Origin of the sequence: Devosia sp. A16 (genome assembly GCF_001402915.1) — a bacterium.
Taxonomy (GTDB): Bacteria; Pseudomonadota; Alphaproteobacteria; order Rhizobiales; family Devosiaceae; genus Devosia_A.
Genome location: NZ_CP012945.1, coordinates 3,771,284 through 3,787,576 on the forward strand (window position 1 = coordinate 3,771,284; position 16,293 = coordinate 3,787,576).

The window sequence follows — 16,293 nt, forward strand, 5'->3', positions numbered from 1 at the left end:
CTCCGCCTATGTGATTGGGACGACCCAGTGATTTGCCCCGATAGGGGGACTTTGAATCCGCTTCGCCGTCACTGTCCAGAGGGGGTCTCGGGAGGCAATGACGGTGAAGCGCAAAATCGTGAGTCGATTGAATCACTTAGCCCCGGAAGAAAAATTCTTCCAAGGGTAAGGTTCCGTTAACCAGCGAGCGTTCGCTCCAGGATGTCGGCGGTGTTGCGGCTGAGATCGCCGGTTTCCTGCAATGATTTCAGGGCCCTCTCGGCTTCGCCGCGACGTACGGATTCGAAGCTGCGCCATACGCGGAAGGCCGTAAGCACCCTTGCTGCGACCTGCGGGTTGCGCTTGTCGACGTCGCCGACGAACTCGGCGAGGAAGCGGAAGCCGGCGCCGTCCTTACGGGCGAACTGCGTCGGGTTGTTCATGCCGAACGTCGCCATGAGGGCTCTTAGCCGGTTGGGGTTGTTCTGCGGGAAATCCGGTGCGGCGAGGATCGAGCGGATGCGGTCCAGCGCCCCGTCGTCCGCGGCGATCGCGTTGAGCGACAGCCACTTGTCGAGCACCAGGGGGTCTGCGGTGTATTTCTGGCGGAAGTCCGCCAGCAGTGTCGCAGCATCCCCGGTCCACGACTGGACCACCGTCGACAGCGCCGAGAGCCGGTCCGTCATGCTGAGGGCGCGCTCATACTGTTCGCGCGCCAGTCGGTCCGCACCCTCGGCCTTGCCGAGGACCAGCAGGCCCAGGGCGGTGTTCTTCATCGACCGCCGTCCGGTCTGCTGGAAATCCGGCGAATAGGCGAGGCGGCTGTCATTGGTCAGGTAGACCTTCTCCAGCGTCGGGGCGAGGTGCGCCACCAGCGCGGCCACCAGCCCGTTGCGCACCTCATGGATCCGGTCGGGGTCAACATCGCTGCCGATCTCGCGGGCAATGGTCTGCTCGTTGGGGAGACCCAGCGCCAACGCCTTGTAGGCAGCATCCAGTTCCTTGGAGGCCAGCGTCTCTTCGAGGGCGTCGGCGATGGCGGCAACCTGCGTGTCGCTCCAGGCCTTGCCGGCAACAGCCTGGGTGAGCAGCCGCATCGAGACGTCCTGCAGCGCCTGCCAGCGGTTGAACGGGTCGGTATCGTGCCGCGCGAGGAACAACTGGTCGGCCTCGCTGGCGTTGGTGCTCAGTGTCACCGGCGCCGAGAAGCCGCGGAACAGCGATGGCACCGGGCGGTTGGGAACGCCATTGAAGGTGAGGCTGACCTTGCCGCTGTCCATGACGATCAGGTCGTCGCGCACCTCGGCGCCCGACACCGAGCTCCAGCTCATCGGACTGCCGTTCGGGCCGATGAGCCCGAACTTGATCGGCAGCACCATCGGCTGCTTCTCCTCCTGGCCGGGAGTCGGCTTGTTCTCCTGCACGATGTCGAGCGTGTAGGTCTGAGTCGCGGCGTCGAACCGGTCGGTGACGCTGACAGCCGGCGTGCCGGCCTGCAGGTACCATTGCTGGAACTGCTTGAGATCCTGGCCCGAGGAATCCTCGAACACCTTGATGAAGGCCTCGATGGTCGTCGCCTCGCCGTCATGGCGCTCGAAATAGAGGTCCATGCCCTTGCGGAAGCCGGCCTCGCCGAGCAGCGTCGCCAGCATGCGGACGATCTCGGCGCCCTTCTCGTAGACGGTGGCCGTATAGAAGTTGTTGATCTCCTTGTAGCGGTCGGGCCGCGCCGGATGGGCCAGCGGCCCGCCATCCTCGGGGAACTGCGTCTGACGCAACTGGCGCACGTCGTCGATGCGGTTCACCGGGCGCGAGCGCTCGTCCATCGAGAACTCCTGATCGCGGTAAACCGTCAGGCCTTCCTTTAGGCAGAGCTGGAACCAGTCGCGGCAAGTGATTCTGTCGCCTGTCCAATTATGGAAGTACTCGTGCGCGATGACGCTCTCGATGTTGATGTAGTCGGCATCGGTGGCGCTCTCCGGCTTGGCGAACACCAGCTTGTCGTTGAAGATGTTGAGGCCCTTGTTCTCCATCGCGCCGAAGTTGAAATCGGAGACGGCGACGATGTTGAAGATGTCGAGATCGTACTCGCGTCCGAACCGGCGTTCGTCCCAGGCCATCGAGCGCTTGAGCGAGTCCATGGCGTAAAGGCATTCGCTCTCCTTGCCATGCGCGCAGTAGATGCCGAGCGCTACCTTGCGGCCCGAGGCGGTGGTGAACTCGTCGTGGATCGAGCCGAGATCGCCCGCCACCATGGCGAACAGATAGGCCGGCTTGGGGAACGGGTCTTCCCACACCGCGAAGTGCCGGCCATCGGGCAGGGCGCCGGTTTCGACGAGGTTGCCGTTGGAGAGGAGGATCGGCGCGAGCGCCTGGTCGGCGGTCATCCGCACCTTGAACGGCGCCAGCACGTCGGGACGGTCAAGATAATAGGTGATGCGGCGGAAGCCCTCCGGCTCGCATTGCGTGCACCAGGTGCCGTTGGAGCGGTAAAGGCCCATCAGCCGGAGGTTCTTCTCCGGCTCGACCGCCACTTCGGTCTCGAGCACGAAGCGCTTGTTGGGCGGCTGGTGGACAGTGAGCCCGCCCGAGGTGACCTCGTAGGCGGTGAGCGCTTGCGGCAGGCCGTCGATGGCGACGGTGCGCAAGGTGAGGTCTTCGCCGTCGAGCACCAGCGGCGTTCCGGGCGGGGTATTGGGCCGCGGCACGAGCGTCAGCATGGCGCGGATCACCGAGGTATCGGGGGCGATCCTGACATCCAGTTCGACCTTTTCGATCGCGTAGGGGGTCTCGGCATAATCCTTGAGGAAGACCGTCTCTTCGTTCTCGCCGCGCATCAAATGCTCCGCTGCATCAACTCGTTAACCAACTGTGGCGCAGGCGCAACAGCCGAATCCAGGGGTTAGTGTATTCTATGCGGCTGACAACCAGCCATGTGGAACGATCCTTGCCGATTTCGGCGGTATTGGGATCGACGCGCGGCTGGCCCGCCAGCACGCACCTCCGTCACGCTATTGGCGTGACGTGTGCGTAATCCAAATCAGACGAGAGGGTAAGCCCTCGGATGGCAAGAGCCGCTTGACCTCAACCTAGGTTGAGGCCGTAGCCGTGCCGCCATCCCGGGGTGGACGGAGGAGACAGTCGTGATCGACAGAGTGTTCAAGTGGTTCGAGGATCGGCTGAACCCCTATCCGCAGGGGGAGCCGACGCAGCCGCCCAAGGGCCTGGTCGCCTTCTGCCTGCACTATTGCATGGGCGCCAAGCGCTGGCTGATCGCCATGGCGGTTCTGGGCGCCGCGATCGCTGCTGGTGAGATTGCGCTGTTCGGCTTCATGGGTTCGCTGGTCGATTGGCTGAGCACTGCCGACAAGGCGACCTTCCTTCAGACCGAGGGCTGGAAGCTCGGGCTGATGGCGCTGGTGCTGCTGGTCGGCCTGCCGCTGCTGCAGATCGTCGACACCCACATCATTCACCAGACGCTGATCGGCAATCTGCCGCAGCGCATCCGCTGGATGGCGCACCGCTATCTGCTGCGCCAGTCGATGAGCTACTTCCAGGACGAGTTCGCCGGCCGTATCGGCGCCAAGCTGATGCAGACGGCCCTCGCCGTGCGCGAAGTGGTGATGAAACTGCTCGACGTCACGGTGTTCGTGGTCGTCTACTTCGCCGGCGCCGTAGTGCTGGCGGCGATGAGCGACCCCTGGCTGGCCGTGCCGTTCCTCGTCTGGCTCGCCGCCTATGTGGCGCTGCTGGTCAAATACGTGCCGCAACTGGGCAAGATCTCCGAGGCGCAGGCGGACGCACGCTCGTTGATGACCGGTCGTATAGTCGACAGCTACACCAACATCGCCACCGTCAAGCTGTTCTCGCATTCGCGGCGCGAGGAAGCCTATGCGCATGAGGCGATGGACCAGTTCATGGGCACCGTGCACCGGCAGATGCGGATGATCGCGTTCTTGCAGATCGTCATCCCGCTGATGAACAACATCCTGCTCTTCGCGGTGGTCTGCGTGGGCATCAACCAGTGGATCTTTGCCGGCATGACTCCGGGCGCCATCGCCGTGGCGGCGGCCCTGGTGCTGCGCTTCCAGGGCATGAGCCAGTGGGTGATGTGGGAGATGTCGGCGCTGTTCGAGAACATCGGCATCGTGCGCGACGGCATCAACTCGATCTCGCTGCCGCGCGTCGTCGCCGACCAGCCCGATGCCAGGCCGCTCGGCCCGGTGAAGGGCGACGTGCGCTTCGAGGATGTCGGCTTCCACTATGGCAAGCAGTCTGGCGTCATCGACCACCTGAACCTCTCGATCAAGCCGGGCGAGAAGATCGGTCTCGTCGGCCGTTCCGGCGCCGGCAAGTCCACCATCGTCAACCTGCTGCTGCGCTTCTACGACCGCGAGAGCGGCCGGATCACCATCGACGGTACCGACATCGCCACCGTGCAGCAGGATACCCTGCGCGAGCAGATCGGCGTGGTGACGCAGGATACTTCGCTGCTGCACCGTTCGGTGCGGGAGAACATCCTCTACGGTCGCCCCGATGCGACCGAAGAGGACATGCTCGCCGCGGCGCGCCTTGCCGAGGCCGACACCTTCATCGACGGGCTGGTCGATCTCAAGGGCCGCAAGGGCTACGACGCCCATGTCGGCGAGCGCGGCGTCAAGCTCTCAGGCGGCCAGCGCCAGCGTATCGCCATCGCCCGGGTGCTCTTGAAAAACGCGCCGATCCTGGTGCTCGACGAAGCGACCTCGGCGCTCGACAGCGAGGTCGAGGCGGCGATCCAGGGCCAGTTGCAGCTGCTGATGCGCAACAAGACGGTGATCGCCATCGCGCATCGGCTTTCGACCATCGCCATGATGGATCGGCTGGTGGTGCTCGAGCAGGGCAAGATCGTCGAGCAGGGCACCCATGCCGAACTGATCGCGCTGGGCGGCGTCTATGCCAAGCTCTGGGCCCGCCAGTCCGGCGGCTTCATCGAGATGGATGCTCAGGAGGAGGCCGCGGAGTGATGAACGAGAGTTTCAGGCACTTGGCCTCCCCCCTCCCAACCTCCCCCGCACGGGGGGAGGTGCCGCATCGTGTTCTCGGCCGGATCGTGCCCGACACACTGGCCGGCACTCTCCCCCTCGCGGGGAGGGTCGGGGAGGGGGGCGCCACGCGCCCCGCCTTCTAGCCAGACACAACTTCAACCATCCCAAGGAGGGGACAAATGGAAACTCGCAATCATCCCGGATTCATCGACCTCAGCGCGGGCCCCAATGCCAGCTGGTCCAAAGTGAAGCGAAAACAATCCGTTAGAGCCCTCACCTGACTCGGATAGTCAGCCGGGCTCGGAAAATGAGTTCAAAATGCTCAACCGAGTCATTGCCTGGTTCGATGCCCGCTACTCTCCGGTAGCGCTGGCCAAGGACACCCAACCCCCGATGGGGGTCACCAAGTTCACCATGTACTTCGTCAACCAGTTCCGCGGCGCGTTCCTGCTCCGCATGGTGCTGGTGGCCATCGGCTCGATTGCCGATGCGATGATGCCGGTCTTCGTCGGCGTCGTGGTCGGTCTGCTCGCCACTACCCCGCCGGGGCAGATGTTCGAGCTGCACTGGCAGACCTTTCTCTGGATGATCCTCGTCATCGCCGTGGTCCGCCCGATCACCTTCCTGCTCGATACGCTGGTCCGTAACCACTCGATCGTCCCCAACCTCGTCGACATCGTCCGTTGGCAGAGCCATTGGCACGTGATCCGGCAGACCTGGAGCTACTTCCAGAACGACTTCGCCGGGCGCATCGCCAACAAGATCATGCAGGCCGGGGAATCGATCGAGACCTCGGTCAATATGACCATCGATGCCGTCTGGTATGCCGGCATCTTCGTTGTCGTCGCGGTGGTGGTGCTGGCACGGCTCGACTGGGTGCTGCTGGTGCCGATCGCCGTCTGGCTGGTGCTCTACGGCATCCTGTTCACCATCGTCATGCCGCTGATCGCCAAGCATTCCGAGGATCTGTCGGAAGCCAAATCGGTGATGACCGGCCGCGTCGTCGACAGCTACACCAACATCCACACGCTGAAGACGTTCTCGACCGATGGGCACGAGGATGCGTATGTGGCGGACTCGGTGAACGAGCACGCCGTCGAGTTCCGCCGACTGATGCGGGTGTTCACCTACATGTGGTCGACGCTGTTCCTGCTCAACGCCGGTCTGGTGATCTCCATCGCCTGGATCGCGCTCAGCAGCTGGAACGCCGGAACGCTGAACGCCGCTGCGGTGGCGACGGCGATCCCGTTTGCGCTGCAGATCATGAACATGAGTGGCTGGATCCTCGATGTCGGCTCCAACATCTTCCGCCAGATCGGCACCACGCGGGACTCGATGATCACCATCGCCCAGCCGATCACCATGCTCGACAAGCCGGAGGCCAAGGACCTCGTGGTGAAGGAGGGCGGCATCGCCTTCGACAACGTCACCTTCAACTACTGGCGCGGCAAGGAAGGCACGGTGATGGAGGGGTTCAACCTCACCATCAAGCCGGGCGAGAAAGTGGGGCTGGTCGGCCGCTCCGGCGCCGGCAAGTCGACGCTGGTCAACCTGATGCTGCGTCTGTTCGACGTGGAATCCGGTGCCATCCGCATCGACGGGCAGGATGTTCGGGATGTGACGCAGGAAAGCGTGCGCGCCGCGATCGGGCTGGTCAGCCAGGACACCTCGCTGCTGCATCGCTCGGTGCGCGAGAACATCAAGTACGGCCGCCAGACCGCGACCGACGAAGAGATGATCCGCGCCGCCGAGCAGGCCAAGGTGGCGGAGGTGATTGCCGGCCTTGTCGATCCCAAGGAACGGCGGGGCTATGACGCCCATGTCGGCGAACGGGGCGTCAAGCTTTCGGGTGGGCAGCGCCAGCGCGTCGCCATTGCCCGGGTGCTGCTGAAGAACGCCCCCATCCTGGTGCTCGATGAGGCGACCTCGGCGCTCGACAGCGAAGTCGAGGCAGCGATCCAGGACCAACTGGTGTCGCTGATGCAGGGCAAGACCGTGATCGCCATCGCCCACCGCCTCTCGACAATCGCCGCCATGGATCGGCTGGTGGTGCTGGAAAAGGGCCGCATCGTCGAGGAAGGCACCCATGCCGAGCTGCTGGCCAGCGGCGGACACTACGCCCAGCTCTGGCAACGCCAGTCCGGCGGCTTCCTCGACATGAAGTCCGAGGCGGCGGAGTAGGAACAGGGGCGGGCTTTGGTCCGCCTCTTTCTCCCTCCCCTTGCGGGGAGGTAGCGAAGCTGAACTTTGCCTCGGCCAAGTTCATAGCGCAGCTAGGGTGGGGGGAGCAGCGCGCTCAGAGTGTGCGGCACCCCCCACCCTTGATCCCTCCCTGCAAGGGGGAGACGCTGGGGGTACCCTCAGTGCCATGGCGCCTTACCCCGATTTCACGTTCCCTTCGTTAGGACTCAAGCTATTGAGGTTCCGAAGGGACACCTGATGAAGCTGCTCGAGCCTATTCACCGCTTCTTCGAGCGCTGGACCGATCCGTTCGGCCGGTCCGGTGATCTGCAGCCGCCGGCGGTGACCTGGCGGTTCTTCTGGTTCTACATCTCGCAGGCCAAGCTCGCCTTCCTCGCCTTGCTGGTGCTGGGTGGGCTGGTGGCGCTGGTCGAGGCGGCGCTGTTCTACTATGTCGGCCGCATCGTCGACATTCTCGACAGCTCCAGCCAGGCCCAGGGTTGGGCCGGGCTGATCGCCGGGTTCGGGCCCGAACTGGTCTGGATGCTGGTGGTGACGCTCGGCATCCGCTTCGTCATCACCTGGCTGTCGGCCACGGTGGAAGAGCAGACCGTCAATCTCGGCTTCTACAACCTGGTGCGCTGGCAGGCCTACGCCCATGTGATCCGGCAGAACCTCACCTTCTTCCAGAACGACTTCGCCGGTTCGATTGCCTCCAAGGTCTGGCAGTCGGGTGGGGCGGTGGGCGATTTCATGGTCAGCCTGCTGCAGGTGGTGTGGTTTATCGGCATCTACACGGTGACCACCGTGGTGCTGGTCGGTCAGCTCGACTGGCGGCTGGCCGCAGCGGTGCTGCTGTGGGTCGCGGCCTTTGCGGCACTGGCGCGCTACTATGTGCCGCGGATGCGGAAATACTCGGCTGGAGCGGCGGAGCAGGCCTCGGTGCTGACCGGGCGGATAGTCGACAGCTTTTCCAACATCCAGACGCTGAAGCTGTTCGGCACCGCTGATGCGGACGACAAGTTCGTCAGATCCGGCTTCGACAGCTTCATTGCCGCCATGACCAGGCTGGCGCGCACCCTGGTGGGTGTGCGCACCGCCATGGGGATGCTGTCGGGCATCGCCATCGCCGGCATCGCCGCTCTCTCGGTGCACCTGTGGACCGAAGGGCTGGTCAGCGTGGGTGGCGTCGCCTTCACCACCGGCCTGGTGCTGCGGCTCTATAACCTCCTGGGCCGGCTGATGAACCAGCTCAACGGGCTGATGCGCAACTATGGCACGGCGCAGAACTCGGCCGAGCTGATCGCCCGCCCGCTCGGCCTGGTCGATGCGCCGGACGCGAGGCCACTGGTCGTCACCGAGGCGGCGATTCGTTTCGACCATGTCAGCTTCAAATACGACAATGCCCTGCCGGTGATCGACGACCTGCAGCTCGAGATCAAGGCAGGTGAGCGGGTCGGGCTCATCGGCCGCTCCGGCGCCGGCAAATCGACCATCGTCAACCTGCTGCTGCGCTTCTATGACGTCCAGGCCGGCACGATCTCGATCGACGGGCAGGACATTGCCAAGGTTACCCAGGAGTCGCTGCGCGCCAGTATCGGCGTGGTGACCCAGGATACCTCGCTGCTGCACCGCTCGATCCGCGCCAACCTGACCTATGGACGGCCCGATGCCACCGATGACGAGATGTTCGCTGCCGCCGCCTCGGCGGAGGCGGACGATTTCATCGAACAGCTTATCGACCAGAAGGGGCGGACCGCCTACGACGCTTTTGTCGGCGAGCGTGGCGTCAAGCTCAGTGGCGGGCAGCGCCAGCGCGTGGCGATCGCCCGGGTGCTGCTGAAGAACGCCCCGATCCTGGTGCTTGACGAAGCCACTTCGGCGCTCGACAGCGAAGTCGAGGCGGCGATCCAGGGCCAGCTGAAGACCCTGATGCAGGGCAAGACCGTGCTCGCCATCGCCCACCGGCTTTCGACGATCGCCGAGATGGACCGGCTGATCGTGCTCGAAGCCGGCCGCATCGTTGAGCAGGGCACGCATGCCGAACTGCTCGCGACGGGCGGCCACTACGCGACGCTCTGGGCCCGGCAGTCCGGCGGGTTCCTCGACCTCAAGGCGGCGGAATAGGGGCCTGCGCTCTCAGTCTTCCAGTCGAGCGTCGGAACAGCCACAGCTATCGGGGCCTTCCCCTCATCCGGCGCTACGCGCCACCTTCTCCCCGACGGGGAGAAGAACACGGAGAGCGCGGTGATCACCTCTTTTCCTCTCCCCGTCGGGGAGAGGGTGGATCGGCCGCAAGGCCGAGACGGGTGAGGGGTTGGCCACAGTTGAAGGGGAGGTCCCGGCTCCTACTTCTTCACCCGGTAGTGCAAGTGGGTAACCCCCTCGCCCTCGAGCACCCGCAGCCGCTCGAGTTTGCGCAAGCCGAACCCCAGCGTCTCGAACAGCTGGGTGCCTTCGCCGAGCAGGAACGGCACCTGGTGCAGCATCAGCTCGTCGAGTAACCCAGCCTTGAGCGCCATCGGCACCAGCGTGCCGCCGCCATGCATCATGACGTTTCGCGTGCCGGCCGCGGCCTTGGCCTCGCGCATCGCCACGCCGAGATCGTCGACATAGTGGACGTTCTTCCACTTGCGCACCCACTCGGGCGCCTCGTGCCGGCTGACGATGAAGATCTCCACCCCGTCATGGTGATCGCCGTTCCAGCCGCCGGCCGGCTCGAAGGTGTGGCGTCCCGCAAGCACGGCGCCGGTCTCCATGGTCTCGTCCCAGATCTGCCGGTTGACGCCAGTCAGTTGAGCGATCGCGGCATCGAAATCGCCGCCTTCGGCGTCGCCGAATACCCAGTCGTGCAGGTGCTGGCCTTGATCGCCGAGCCCGTTGTCCGGCCGGACGTTCGGTCCGGTGATGAAGCCATCGGCCGACATCGACATGTAAAGTACGCTCGCACCCATCGTTTCTCTCCTCGGTTGGGCGGCACAGCCGCCGTCACCTTCACGACGAGTGAACGCCACGTGGATCGACAAGGCTGCTACATGATCTCCGCCAGGATCGTCTCGAGGCTCGATTCGAACGCTTCATCGACACTGCCGCCGAGGTTGAAGGCGTTGCCGATCTCCATCAGCACGAATCCATGCAGAAACGCCACCAGGGTGCGCGACAGCGGCAGGATGCGCGCCTCGGCGATGCCGGCGGCCTTCAACTCCTCGAACAGCGGCTGCGCCGAGAACAGGCAGGCAGCGCGGATATCGGGATCGTTGAAGGCGTTGCCGCTATAAATCGCCTTGTAGCGGTTGGGTGCGCTACGGCCGAAACGGCGATAGGCGGTGGCCAGGGCAACGAGCCGTGCCTTGGGCGTTGCTCCCCGCATTTCACGGCGGAGGCAGGCCTCGAGTTCGTGGAGAATCTCGATTTCCACTAGCTTGAGGATCGCCGCGCGGTCGGCGAAGTGCTTGTAGAGCGAGGGCGGCTTGATTCCGGCGTTTGCGGCCACGGCCCCCATGGTCAAGGCTTCGGGGCCGGAGCTTTCGACCAGCGTCCGGGCAATGCTTGCGAGCTGGGATGCTGAGGTCTTAGCGGGCGTCGGCACTGCGGGCAGCCTTCCTCGCCGGGCCGATGAGGCCCAGATGCGTGTGGTGGGCAAATCCGGGATATTTGAGACCGTAGCCGACCGCACGGTCCATACCGATATGCGCCCCCCAGATCAGCGCCACCTCGGTGAGCTAGAACACGCCACCGAACCATCCGATGGCGCCGAGCACCGCAGGCACCGCGTAGGTGTGGGCGAGGTTGTAGATCCTCGCGCCCGCTGTCTCACCGGCATAGAGCCCGAGGAAACTGAGGTCGGGCCCCAGCAGCAGCACGGCGAACAACCACCAGTTGCCGCCGAGGAACCAATAGGCGGTGACTGCGGCGATGAGGGCGACCAGGCCTTCGACGCGAAGAATAGTCACGACGGACCTGGGAGGAAACCCGGGGGGTGGGGCATGGCAAATCTCATGGCTAACATTCATAGCTATTATCGCTATTTATATTAGCTATGAGAGTCAAGCGACGGTGCGTTCGGCTCTGCAGTGCTCGCCCGTGCTCGGAGCAGAACCGGTAAGCGTGACCACTCTCACCTGCGGCATCCCCGCAAAGGCCGGGAGCTTGGGCATCGAGGGGGAGGGCGGCGTCGCAGGACGCCGCCCATCGCCTTACATCGGCATCAGCTCTGCGACTTCCACCGAGCCGCCGGCGTCGTAGATCGGGCAGCCGCGCGCCATCGAGATCGCATCGTCGAGGTTTTTCGCTTCGAGGATGGAGTAGCCGGTCAGGGCGTTGCCGTTGGTGCTGCTGACCCGCCCATCGGCGCCGATGGTTTTGCTCGGGCCCGCGGGGTTGCCGATGTCGGCAACGGCGCTGCCCATGCCCTTGTACCAGGCCATCCACTTTTCCATCGAGTCCTCGAGGTCGGCGGGGGAGGACGCGGGCGATCCGTGAAAGCCCAGGATGTATTTTGCCATTTCTCTGTTTCCCTGTTTTGCCGCTGCTTGCTTGTCACATGCTGGTCGGCAGGTTCAGCGGCTTGCCTGTCTCGAGCAGCGTCTTCAGCCCGGCGACGACCACCGGCCAGCCGGTATCGATGCCGGCGTTGGCCTTCTCGTAGTCATGGTGGGTGATGGTGAACTTGACGATCTCGCCCAGCGGCTCGATCGCGAAGGTAACGAGGGTCGGTTGCGAGTTCTCGGCCCAGCTCGGAATGAAGCTCGAGACGATCTTCTTCAGCGGCTCGATCTCGATCACCTCGCCGTCGAGCATCACTTGCCCGTCGCTGGTGAGGTAGCGGAAGGGGCCGCCTTGCTTTAGCTCGCTGTCGATGCGCGTGCCGTAATAGTAGAGCGCCGTGAGCTCGGGCCGGGTGAGCGCCTCCCACAGCGCCTCGGGCGTTGTGCGGATATAGGTCTCGAGCACGAAATTCGGTTTGTCGGCCATCGGTACTGAACTCTCCAACTGGTTCTTCAAGTCGAGGGCGAAGCGCGCGAACGGCTTCTGGTAGGGCGCGATCCACCGATCCGCGACTTCCTGGATCGGGGAGGCATTGAGGTAGTGGTACTTGAACCGCCCCTCCTTGCGGCTCGTCACCAGCTTCGCCTCTTCGAGCACTCTGAGGTGCTTCATCACCCCGAACCGCGTCATGCCAAGCCCCTGTTCGAGCTCGGTCAGGGTCTGTCCGGCCCTGTCGCGCAGGCTGTCGAGCAGCTGCCTTCGGGTCGGATCGGCCAGGGCTTTGAAGACGGCATCCACGGTCACAACAATAGGTGACCAAATGGTCACGTGTCAAGCGTGGCTGGTTGCAGGCCTAGCGGAGAAGGGATTGGCAGTTGGAATGGCTGCGGCTACATCAGTCGCCTGCCGGCATGCAATCGATTGCGGGGCGGGCGTCGATCGGAGGAACTCACCACATGGCGAAGAGCAAGACGGCGGTGGTGCCCGCTACGACTGGCTACAGCGAACTCGATCTCGCGGGGCAGTTCCAGCTGACCTCGCCCAAACTGAAGCTCAAGGCGCCGATCACCCTGCCGGGCGACGTGCACACCGCATTGCTTGACGCCAACGAGATACCTGATCCGTATTTCGGCCAGAACGAAGTCGACGTCATGTGGGTCAACAAGACCCCCTGGACGGTGGAGCGGAAGTTCGAAGCGGCGTCCGTCGATATCGACGGCTACCTGACGCTGACGCTCGAAAACGTCGACACTGTCGCCACGGTGATCCTCAACGGCGAGGCGATCGCCGAGACGCAGAACCAGTTTATCCGCTACGACATCGACGTCACCGGCAAGGTGAAGATCGGGGTGAACACGCTCCGCATCGAGTTTGCGGTGACCCGCGACGTCGCCAAGGCCCGCGCCGACGCACATCCGTTCCCGATCCCGTTCACTTACAACTACCTCTCGAACGGCCTCGAGGGCGTACATATGAACTTCGTGCGCAAGGCCGCATGCCACGCCGGCTGGGACTGGGGCATCTGCCTGATGCCGACGGGCGTATATGGCCGCATGGTGATCCGGCGCTCGAAGCTGGCGCGGCAGGAGAGCGTCACCGTCGAGCAGGCGCACGGCAGGAAATCGGTCGAACTCTCGATAACGACTCGGGTTTTCGCCTTCGCTGAAGGCTCGGTCGAACTGATGCACGAGATCGACGGGCAGAAGCTCGCCGACAAGGTGGTGGTGCGGCCGGGCGAGAATGTCTTCACCCACAACCTCACCATCAGGAACCCAAAGCTCTGGTGGCCTAACGGGCAAGGCGAGCAGCCGCTCTACGAACTCTGGACCACGCTCGACGGCGAGGTGACCAAGCGCAGGCTCGGGTTGCGCAAGCTCGAGTGGCTGGTCGAGAAGGACGAGATCGACCACAGCTTCAAGGTGCGGATCAACGGCCGCGACATCTCGATGTTCGGCGCCAACTGGATCCCCGCCGACGCCATCCCGTCGCGCATCACCCCAGACACGGTTCGCGACCTGCTGGAAAGCGCCAAGGCCGTGAACATGAACATGCTCCGCATCTGGGGCGGCGGGCAGTACGAGCCGGATTATTTCTACGAGATGTGCGACGAGCTGGGCATCCTGATCTGGCACGACTTCATGTTCGCGTGCATGAGCTACCCGTCCGATCGCGCCTTCCTCGCCGACGTGCGAACCGAGATCACCCAGCAGGTCCGCCGTCTCAGCCACCACGCTTCGATTGCGCTCTGGTGCGGCGACAACGAGGTGATCGGCTCGCTCCACTGGTATCCCGAGACCAAGGCGGCGCCGGAGCGCTATGTGGCCAATTACGACCGGCTCAACTCGATGCTCGGCTACATCGTCGAGGACGAGGATCCGACCCGCCGCTTCTGGCCGTCCTCGCCGTCGCTCGGCTACATGGATTATTCCGATGGCTGGCTGATGGATACGCGCGGCGACACCCACTACTGGAGCGTCTGGCACTCGGCCAAGGATTTCTCCGCCTATCGCGACGTGAACCCGCGCTTCGCCTCGGAGTTCGGCTTCCAGAGCTTCACCTCGATGAACGTCATCGAGAGTTTCACCACCCCGGCCGACCGCAACCCGACCTCGCCGGTGATGGAGGCGCACCAGCGCAATACCGGCGGCAACTCGCGCATCCTCGAAACCATGACGCGCTATTTCCGCTTCCCCTCGGGCTTCGAGAACATGGTGTTCCTGAGCCAGATCCAGCAGGGCCTCGCCATCAAGACCGCCATCGAGTACTGGCGCTCCACCAAGCCGCGCTGCATGGGTACGCTCTACTGGCAGATCAACGACGTCTATCCGGTCGCCAGCTGGTCGAGCCTCGACTATGGCGGGCAATGGAAGCTGCTGCACTACATGGCCAAGCGCTTCTACAACCCCATCAACGTTGTGGCCGTGCCGGACGGCGACACCATCCTGCTCAAGGCCATCAACGACACCGCCGAAAAGGTTGAAATCGCACTGGAAGTCCAGGCCGTGGATGCCAACGGCAAGGCGCGCATAATCGCCACCGCCAGGGTCAAGACCAACCCCGACAAGGCGGTGGTCGCGACCAAACTGAAGCTTGCGGACCTCGGCCCCAACGAGTTCCTGTTCTTCTCCTGGACCGCCGAGGACGGCAAGCTCCTGGGGGAGAACGACTACTTCCCCAAGGCGTACAAGGCCTACGAGTTGGGCGAAGCGAAGGTGAAAGCGAGCTGGTCGGGCGGCGACAAGGCGCCGGTGTTGACGCTCAGCGCCGACAAGCCGGCGGTGTTCGTGACGGCGACGGTGGATGTGCCGGGCTACTTCTCCGACAACGCCGTGACGCTGCTGCCTGGGCGTGAGGTGAAGCTGAGCTTCACACCGCGCAAGGGCGCGAAGGTGACCAGGGACGTTTTGGCCAAGGGGCTGAAGGTCGGGCACCTGCGGCAGACGTACTAGCCCATATTGATAGAGACGGCCCCCTCCCAGTCTCCCCCATAAAGGGGGAGGTGAAGGTCGAGGCTCTGTCTTCGATCGCGCCAAATGAACCGGCGGGGCACCTCCCCCTTCATGGGGGAGGATGGGAGGGGGCCGTCTGCCGGCGGTTGTCCCTACGGCACCAGCACAATCTTCCCCACCGATCCCCGACTTTCGATCAACCGGTGCGCCTCTGCCGCATCAGCCAAAGCAAACCTGTGGCGGATATCGACACTAAGCGAGCCGTCTACTACCGCTCCGAACAATCGCTGATACGACGCCCTTAGCGCTGGCCCACGCCGCGTGGGATCGCCGAGCAGCGACCAGAGCGAGAAGCCGGCGATGGTCTGCGCTGCGGCGGTGACACCGGCCATCTGTGTGGGGCTGAAGCTCGGGTAGATCCCGCTCGCGCCGCCATAGACCACATAGCGCCCTTCCGGCGCCAGCAGGGGCAGGCTCGCCGCGGTGATCTCGCCACCCGCCGCATCGAAGATCACGTCATAGGGACCGGGTGCCTCGGCAGCCCAGGCCGGTGTCGTCGACACCACCACCTGATCCGCACCGGCCGCCATCGCCGCGTTGCGTTTCGCCGCACTGCCCACTGTGCCGACGATCGCGCGGGCGCCGGCAAGCCGGGCCAGCCGCACCAGCAATTGCCCGACCCCGCCGGCGGCCGAATGTACCAGCACCGACTTGCCTGCGACCGGGTTGCGCGACAGGAGCTGTTCCGCCGTCAGCCCCTGCACGGCTAGCCCAACCGCCGCATCGAACGACACCTCGTCCGGCAGCTTGAACGTCACGTCGGCGGAAATCGCCACGAACTCGGCATAGCCGCCATCGAGCCGCGGCTCAGCGAAGATCGCACCCAGCACCCGGTCACCAACTGCCAGCCCGCCAGCGCCTGCGCCGACTGCCGCCACGGTCCCCGCCACCTCGCCGCCGGGAATGAACGGCATCGGCAACTCCAGCCCGGAGCGGCCGGCGCGGATGATCGCGTCGCCCAGATTGAGCCCGATCGCCGCCACCTTGATCAGCACCTGGCCCGGCGCGGCGGCCGGTGTTGGCGCCTCCGTCAAACGCAGCTCTTCAGGACCGCCGAACGCCGAAAACGACACAACCTTCATGGGAAAGCCTCCTTGTTGAAGGCGTTC

At 64.3% G+C, this 16,293-nt stretch carries 10 protein-coding genes and 1 pseudogene; 4 read left to right on the top strand and 7 right to left on the bottom strand.

Features of this window, described 5'->3' with window-relative positions:
• Positions 1-176: 176 nt before the first annotated feature.
• Positions 177-2,816, bottom strand: a complete 2,640-nt coding sequence (gene pepN / locus APS40_RS18130; protein ID WP_055048394.1) for an aminopeptidase N — start codon at positions 2,814-2,816, stop codon at positions 177-179.
• Between the two features lie 318 nt (positions 2,817-3,134).
• On the opposite strand from pepN, the gene APS40_RS18135 reads away from it, so the two are divergent.
• The 3 genes from APS40_RS18135 to APS40_RS18145 all read left to right on the top strand — a co-directional run bounded on the left by APS40_RS18135 (position 3,135) and on the right by APS40_RS18145 (position 9,314).
• Positions 3,135-4,985 carry an ABC transporter ATP-binding protein gene (locus tag APS40_RS18135; RefSeq protein ID WP_082434727.1) on the top strand — a complete coding sequence of 617 codons (1,851 nt, stop codon included), beginning with the start codon at positions 3,135-3,137 and terminating at the stop codon, positions 4,983-4,985.
• A 339-nt stretch (positions 4,986-5,324) separates the two neighbouring features.
• Complete coding sequence (locus APS40_RS18140) at positions 5,325-7,187, top strand: ABC transporter ATP-binding protein (RefSeq protein WP_082434509.1); 1,863 nt, start codon at positions 5,325-5,327, stop codon at positions 7,185-7,187.
• Between the two features lie 258 nt (positions 7,188-7,445).
• Entirely contained in the window at positions 7,446-9,314 is a 1,869-nt protein-coding gene (locus APS40_RS18145; protein ID WP_055048396.1) for an ABC transporter ATP-binding protein, read from the top strand.
• A 221-nt stretch (positions 9,315-9,535) separates the two neighbouring features.
• On the opposite strand, the gene APS40_RS18150 is transcribed toward APS40_RS18145, so the two are convergent.
• From APS40_RS18150 to APS40_RS25530, 5 genes and pseudogenes are all read right to left on the bottom strand, one after another.
• On the bottom strand, positions 9,536-10,141 hold the full coding sequence (locus APS40_RS18150; protein ID WP_055048397.1) for a dihydrofolate reductase family protein: 606 nt from the start codon (positions 10,139-10,141) through the stop codon (positions 9,536-9,538).
• A gap of 77 nt (positions 10,142-10,218) precedes the next feature.
• Positions 10,219-10,776, bottom strand: coding sequence for a TetR/AcrR family transcriptional regulator (locus APS40_RS18155; protein ID WP_156342985.1), 558 nt, complete (start codon positions 10,774-10,776; stop codon positions 10,219-10,221).
• Positions 10,760-11,200, bottom strand: a pseudogene (locus tag APS40_RS18160) (DUF4260 domain-containing protein). The gene APS40_RS18155 and the pseudogene APS40_RS18160 overlap by 17 nt, the downstream one beginning before the upstream one ends.
• Positions 11,201-11,383: 183 nt before the next feature.
• Entirely contained in the window at positions 11,384-11,692 is a 309-nt protein-coding gene (locus APS40_RS18165; RefSeq protein ID WP_055048399.1) for a YciI family protein, read from the bottom strand.
• A 34-nt stretch (positions 11,693-11,726) separates the two neighbouring features.
• On the bottom strand, positions 11,727-12,473 hold the full coding sequence (locus APS40_RS25530) for an ArsR/SmtB family transcription factor (protein ID WP_055049721.1): 747 nt from the start codon (positions 12,471-12,473) through the stop codon (positions 11,727-11,729).
• A 158-nt stretch (positions 12,474-12,631) separates the two neighbouring features.
• On the opposite strand from APS40_RS25530, the gene APS40_RS18175 reads away from it, so the two are divergent.
• On the top strand, positions 12,632-15,124 hold the full coding sequence (locus tag APS40_RS18175) for a beta-mannosidase (RefSeq protein WP_055048400.1): 2,493 nt from the start codon (positions 12,632-12,634) through the stop codon (positions 15,122-15,124).
• A gap of 152 nt (positions 15,125-15,276) precedes the next feature.
• Here APS40_RS18175 and APS40_RS18180 read toward each other — a convergent pair whose 3' ends face one another.
• On the bottom strand, positions 15,277-16,266 hold the full coding sequence (locus tag APS40_RS18180; protein ID WP_055048401.1) for a quinone oxidoreductase family protein: 990 nt from the start codon (positions 16,264-16,266) through the stop codon (positions 15,277-15,279).
• Positions 16,267-16,293: the final 27 nt, after the last annotated feature.

Bases quoted from the DNA above. Each gene is read 5' to 3' on its own strand.
- pepN (WP_055048394.1), bottom strand. From the start codon at position 2,816: ATGCGCGGCGAGAACGAAGAGACGGTCTTCCTCAAGGATTATGCCGAG.
- APS40_RS18140 (WP_082434509.1), top strand. From the start codon at position 5,325: ATGCTCAACCGAGTCATTGCCTGGTTCGATGCCCGCTACTCTCCGGTA.
- APS40_RS18145 (WP_055048396.1), top strand. From the start codon at position 7,446: ATGAAGCTGCTCGAGCCTATTCACCGCTTCTTCGAGCGCTGGACCGAT.
- APS40_RS18150 (WP_055048397.1), bottom strand. From the start codon at position 10,141: ATGGGTGCGAGCGTACTTTACATGTCGATGTCGGCCGATGGCTTCATC.
- APS40_RS18165 (WP_055048399.1), bottom strand. From the start codon at position 11,692: ATGGCAAAATACATCCTGGGCTTTCACGGATCGCCCGCGTCCTCCCCC.
- APS40_RS18175 (WP_055048400.1), top strand. From the start codon at position 12,632: ATGGCGAAGAGCAAGACGGCGGTGGTGCCCGCTACGACTGGCTACAGC.
- APS40_RS18180 (WP_055048401.1), bottom strand. From the start codon at position 16,266: ATGAAGGTTGTGTCGTTTTCGGCGTTCGGCGGTCCTGAAGAGCTGCGT.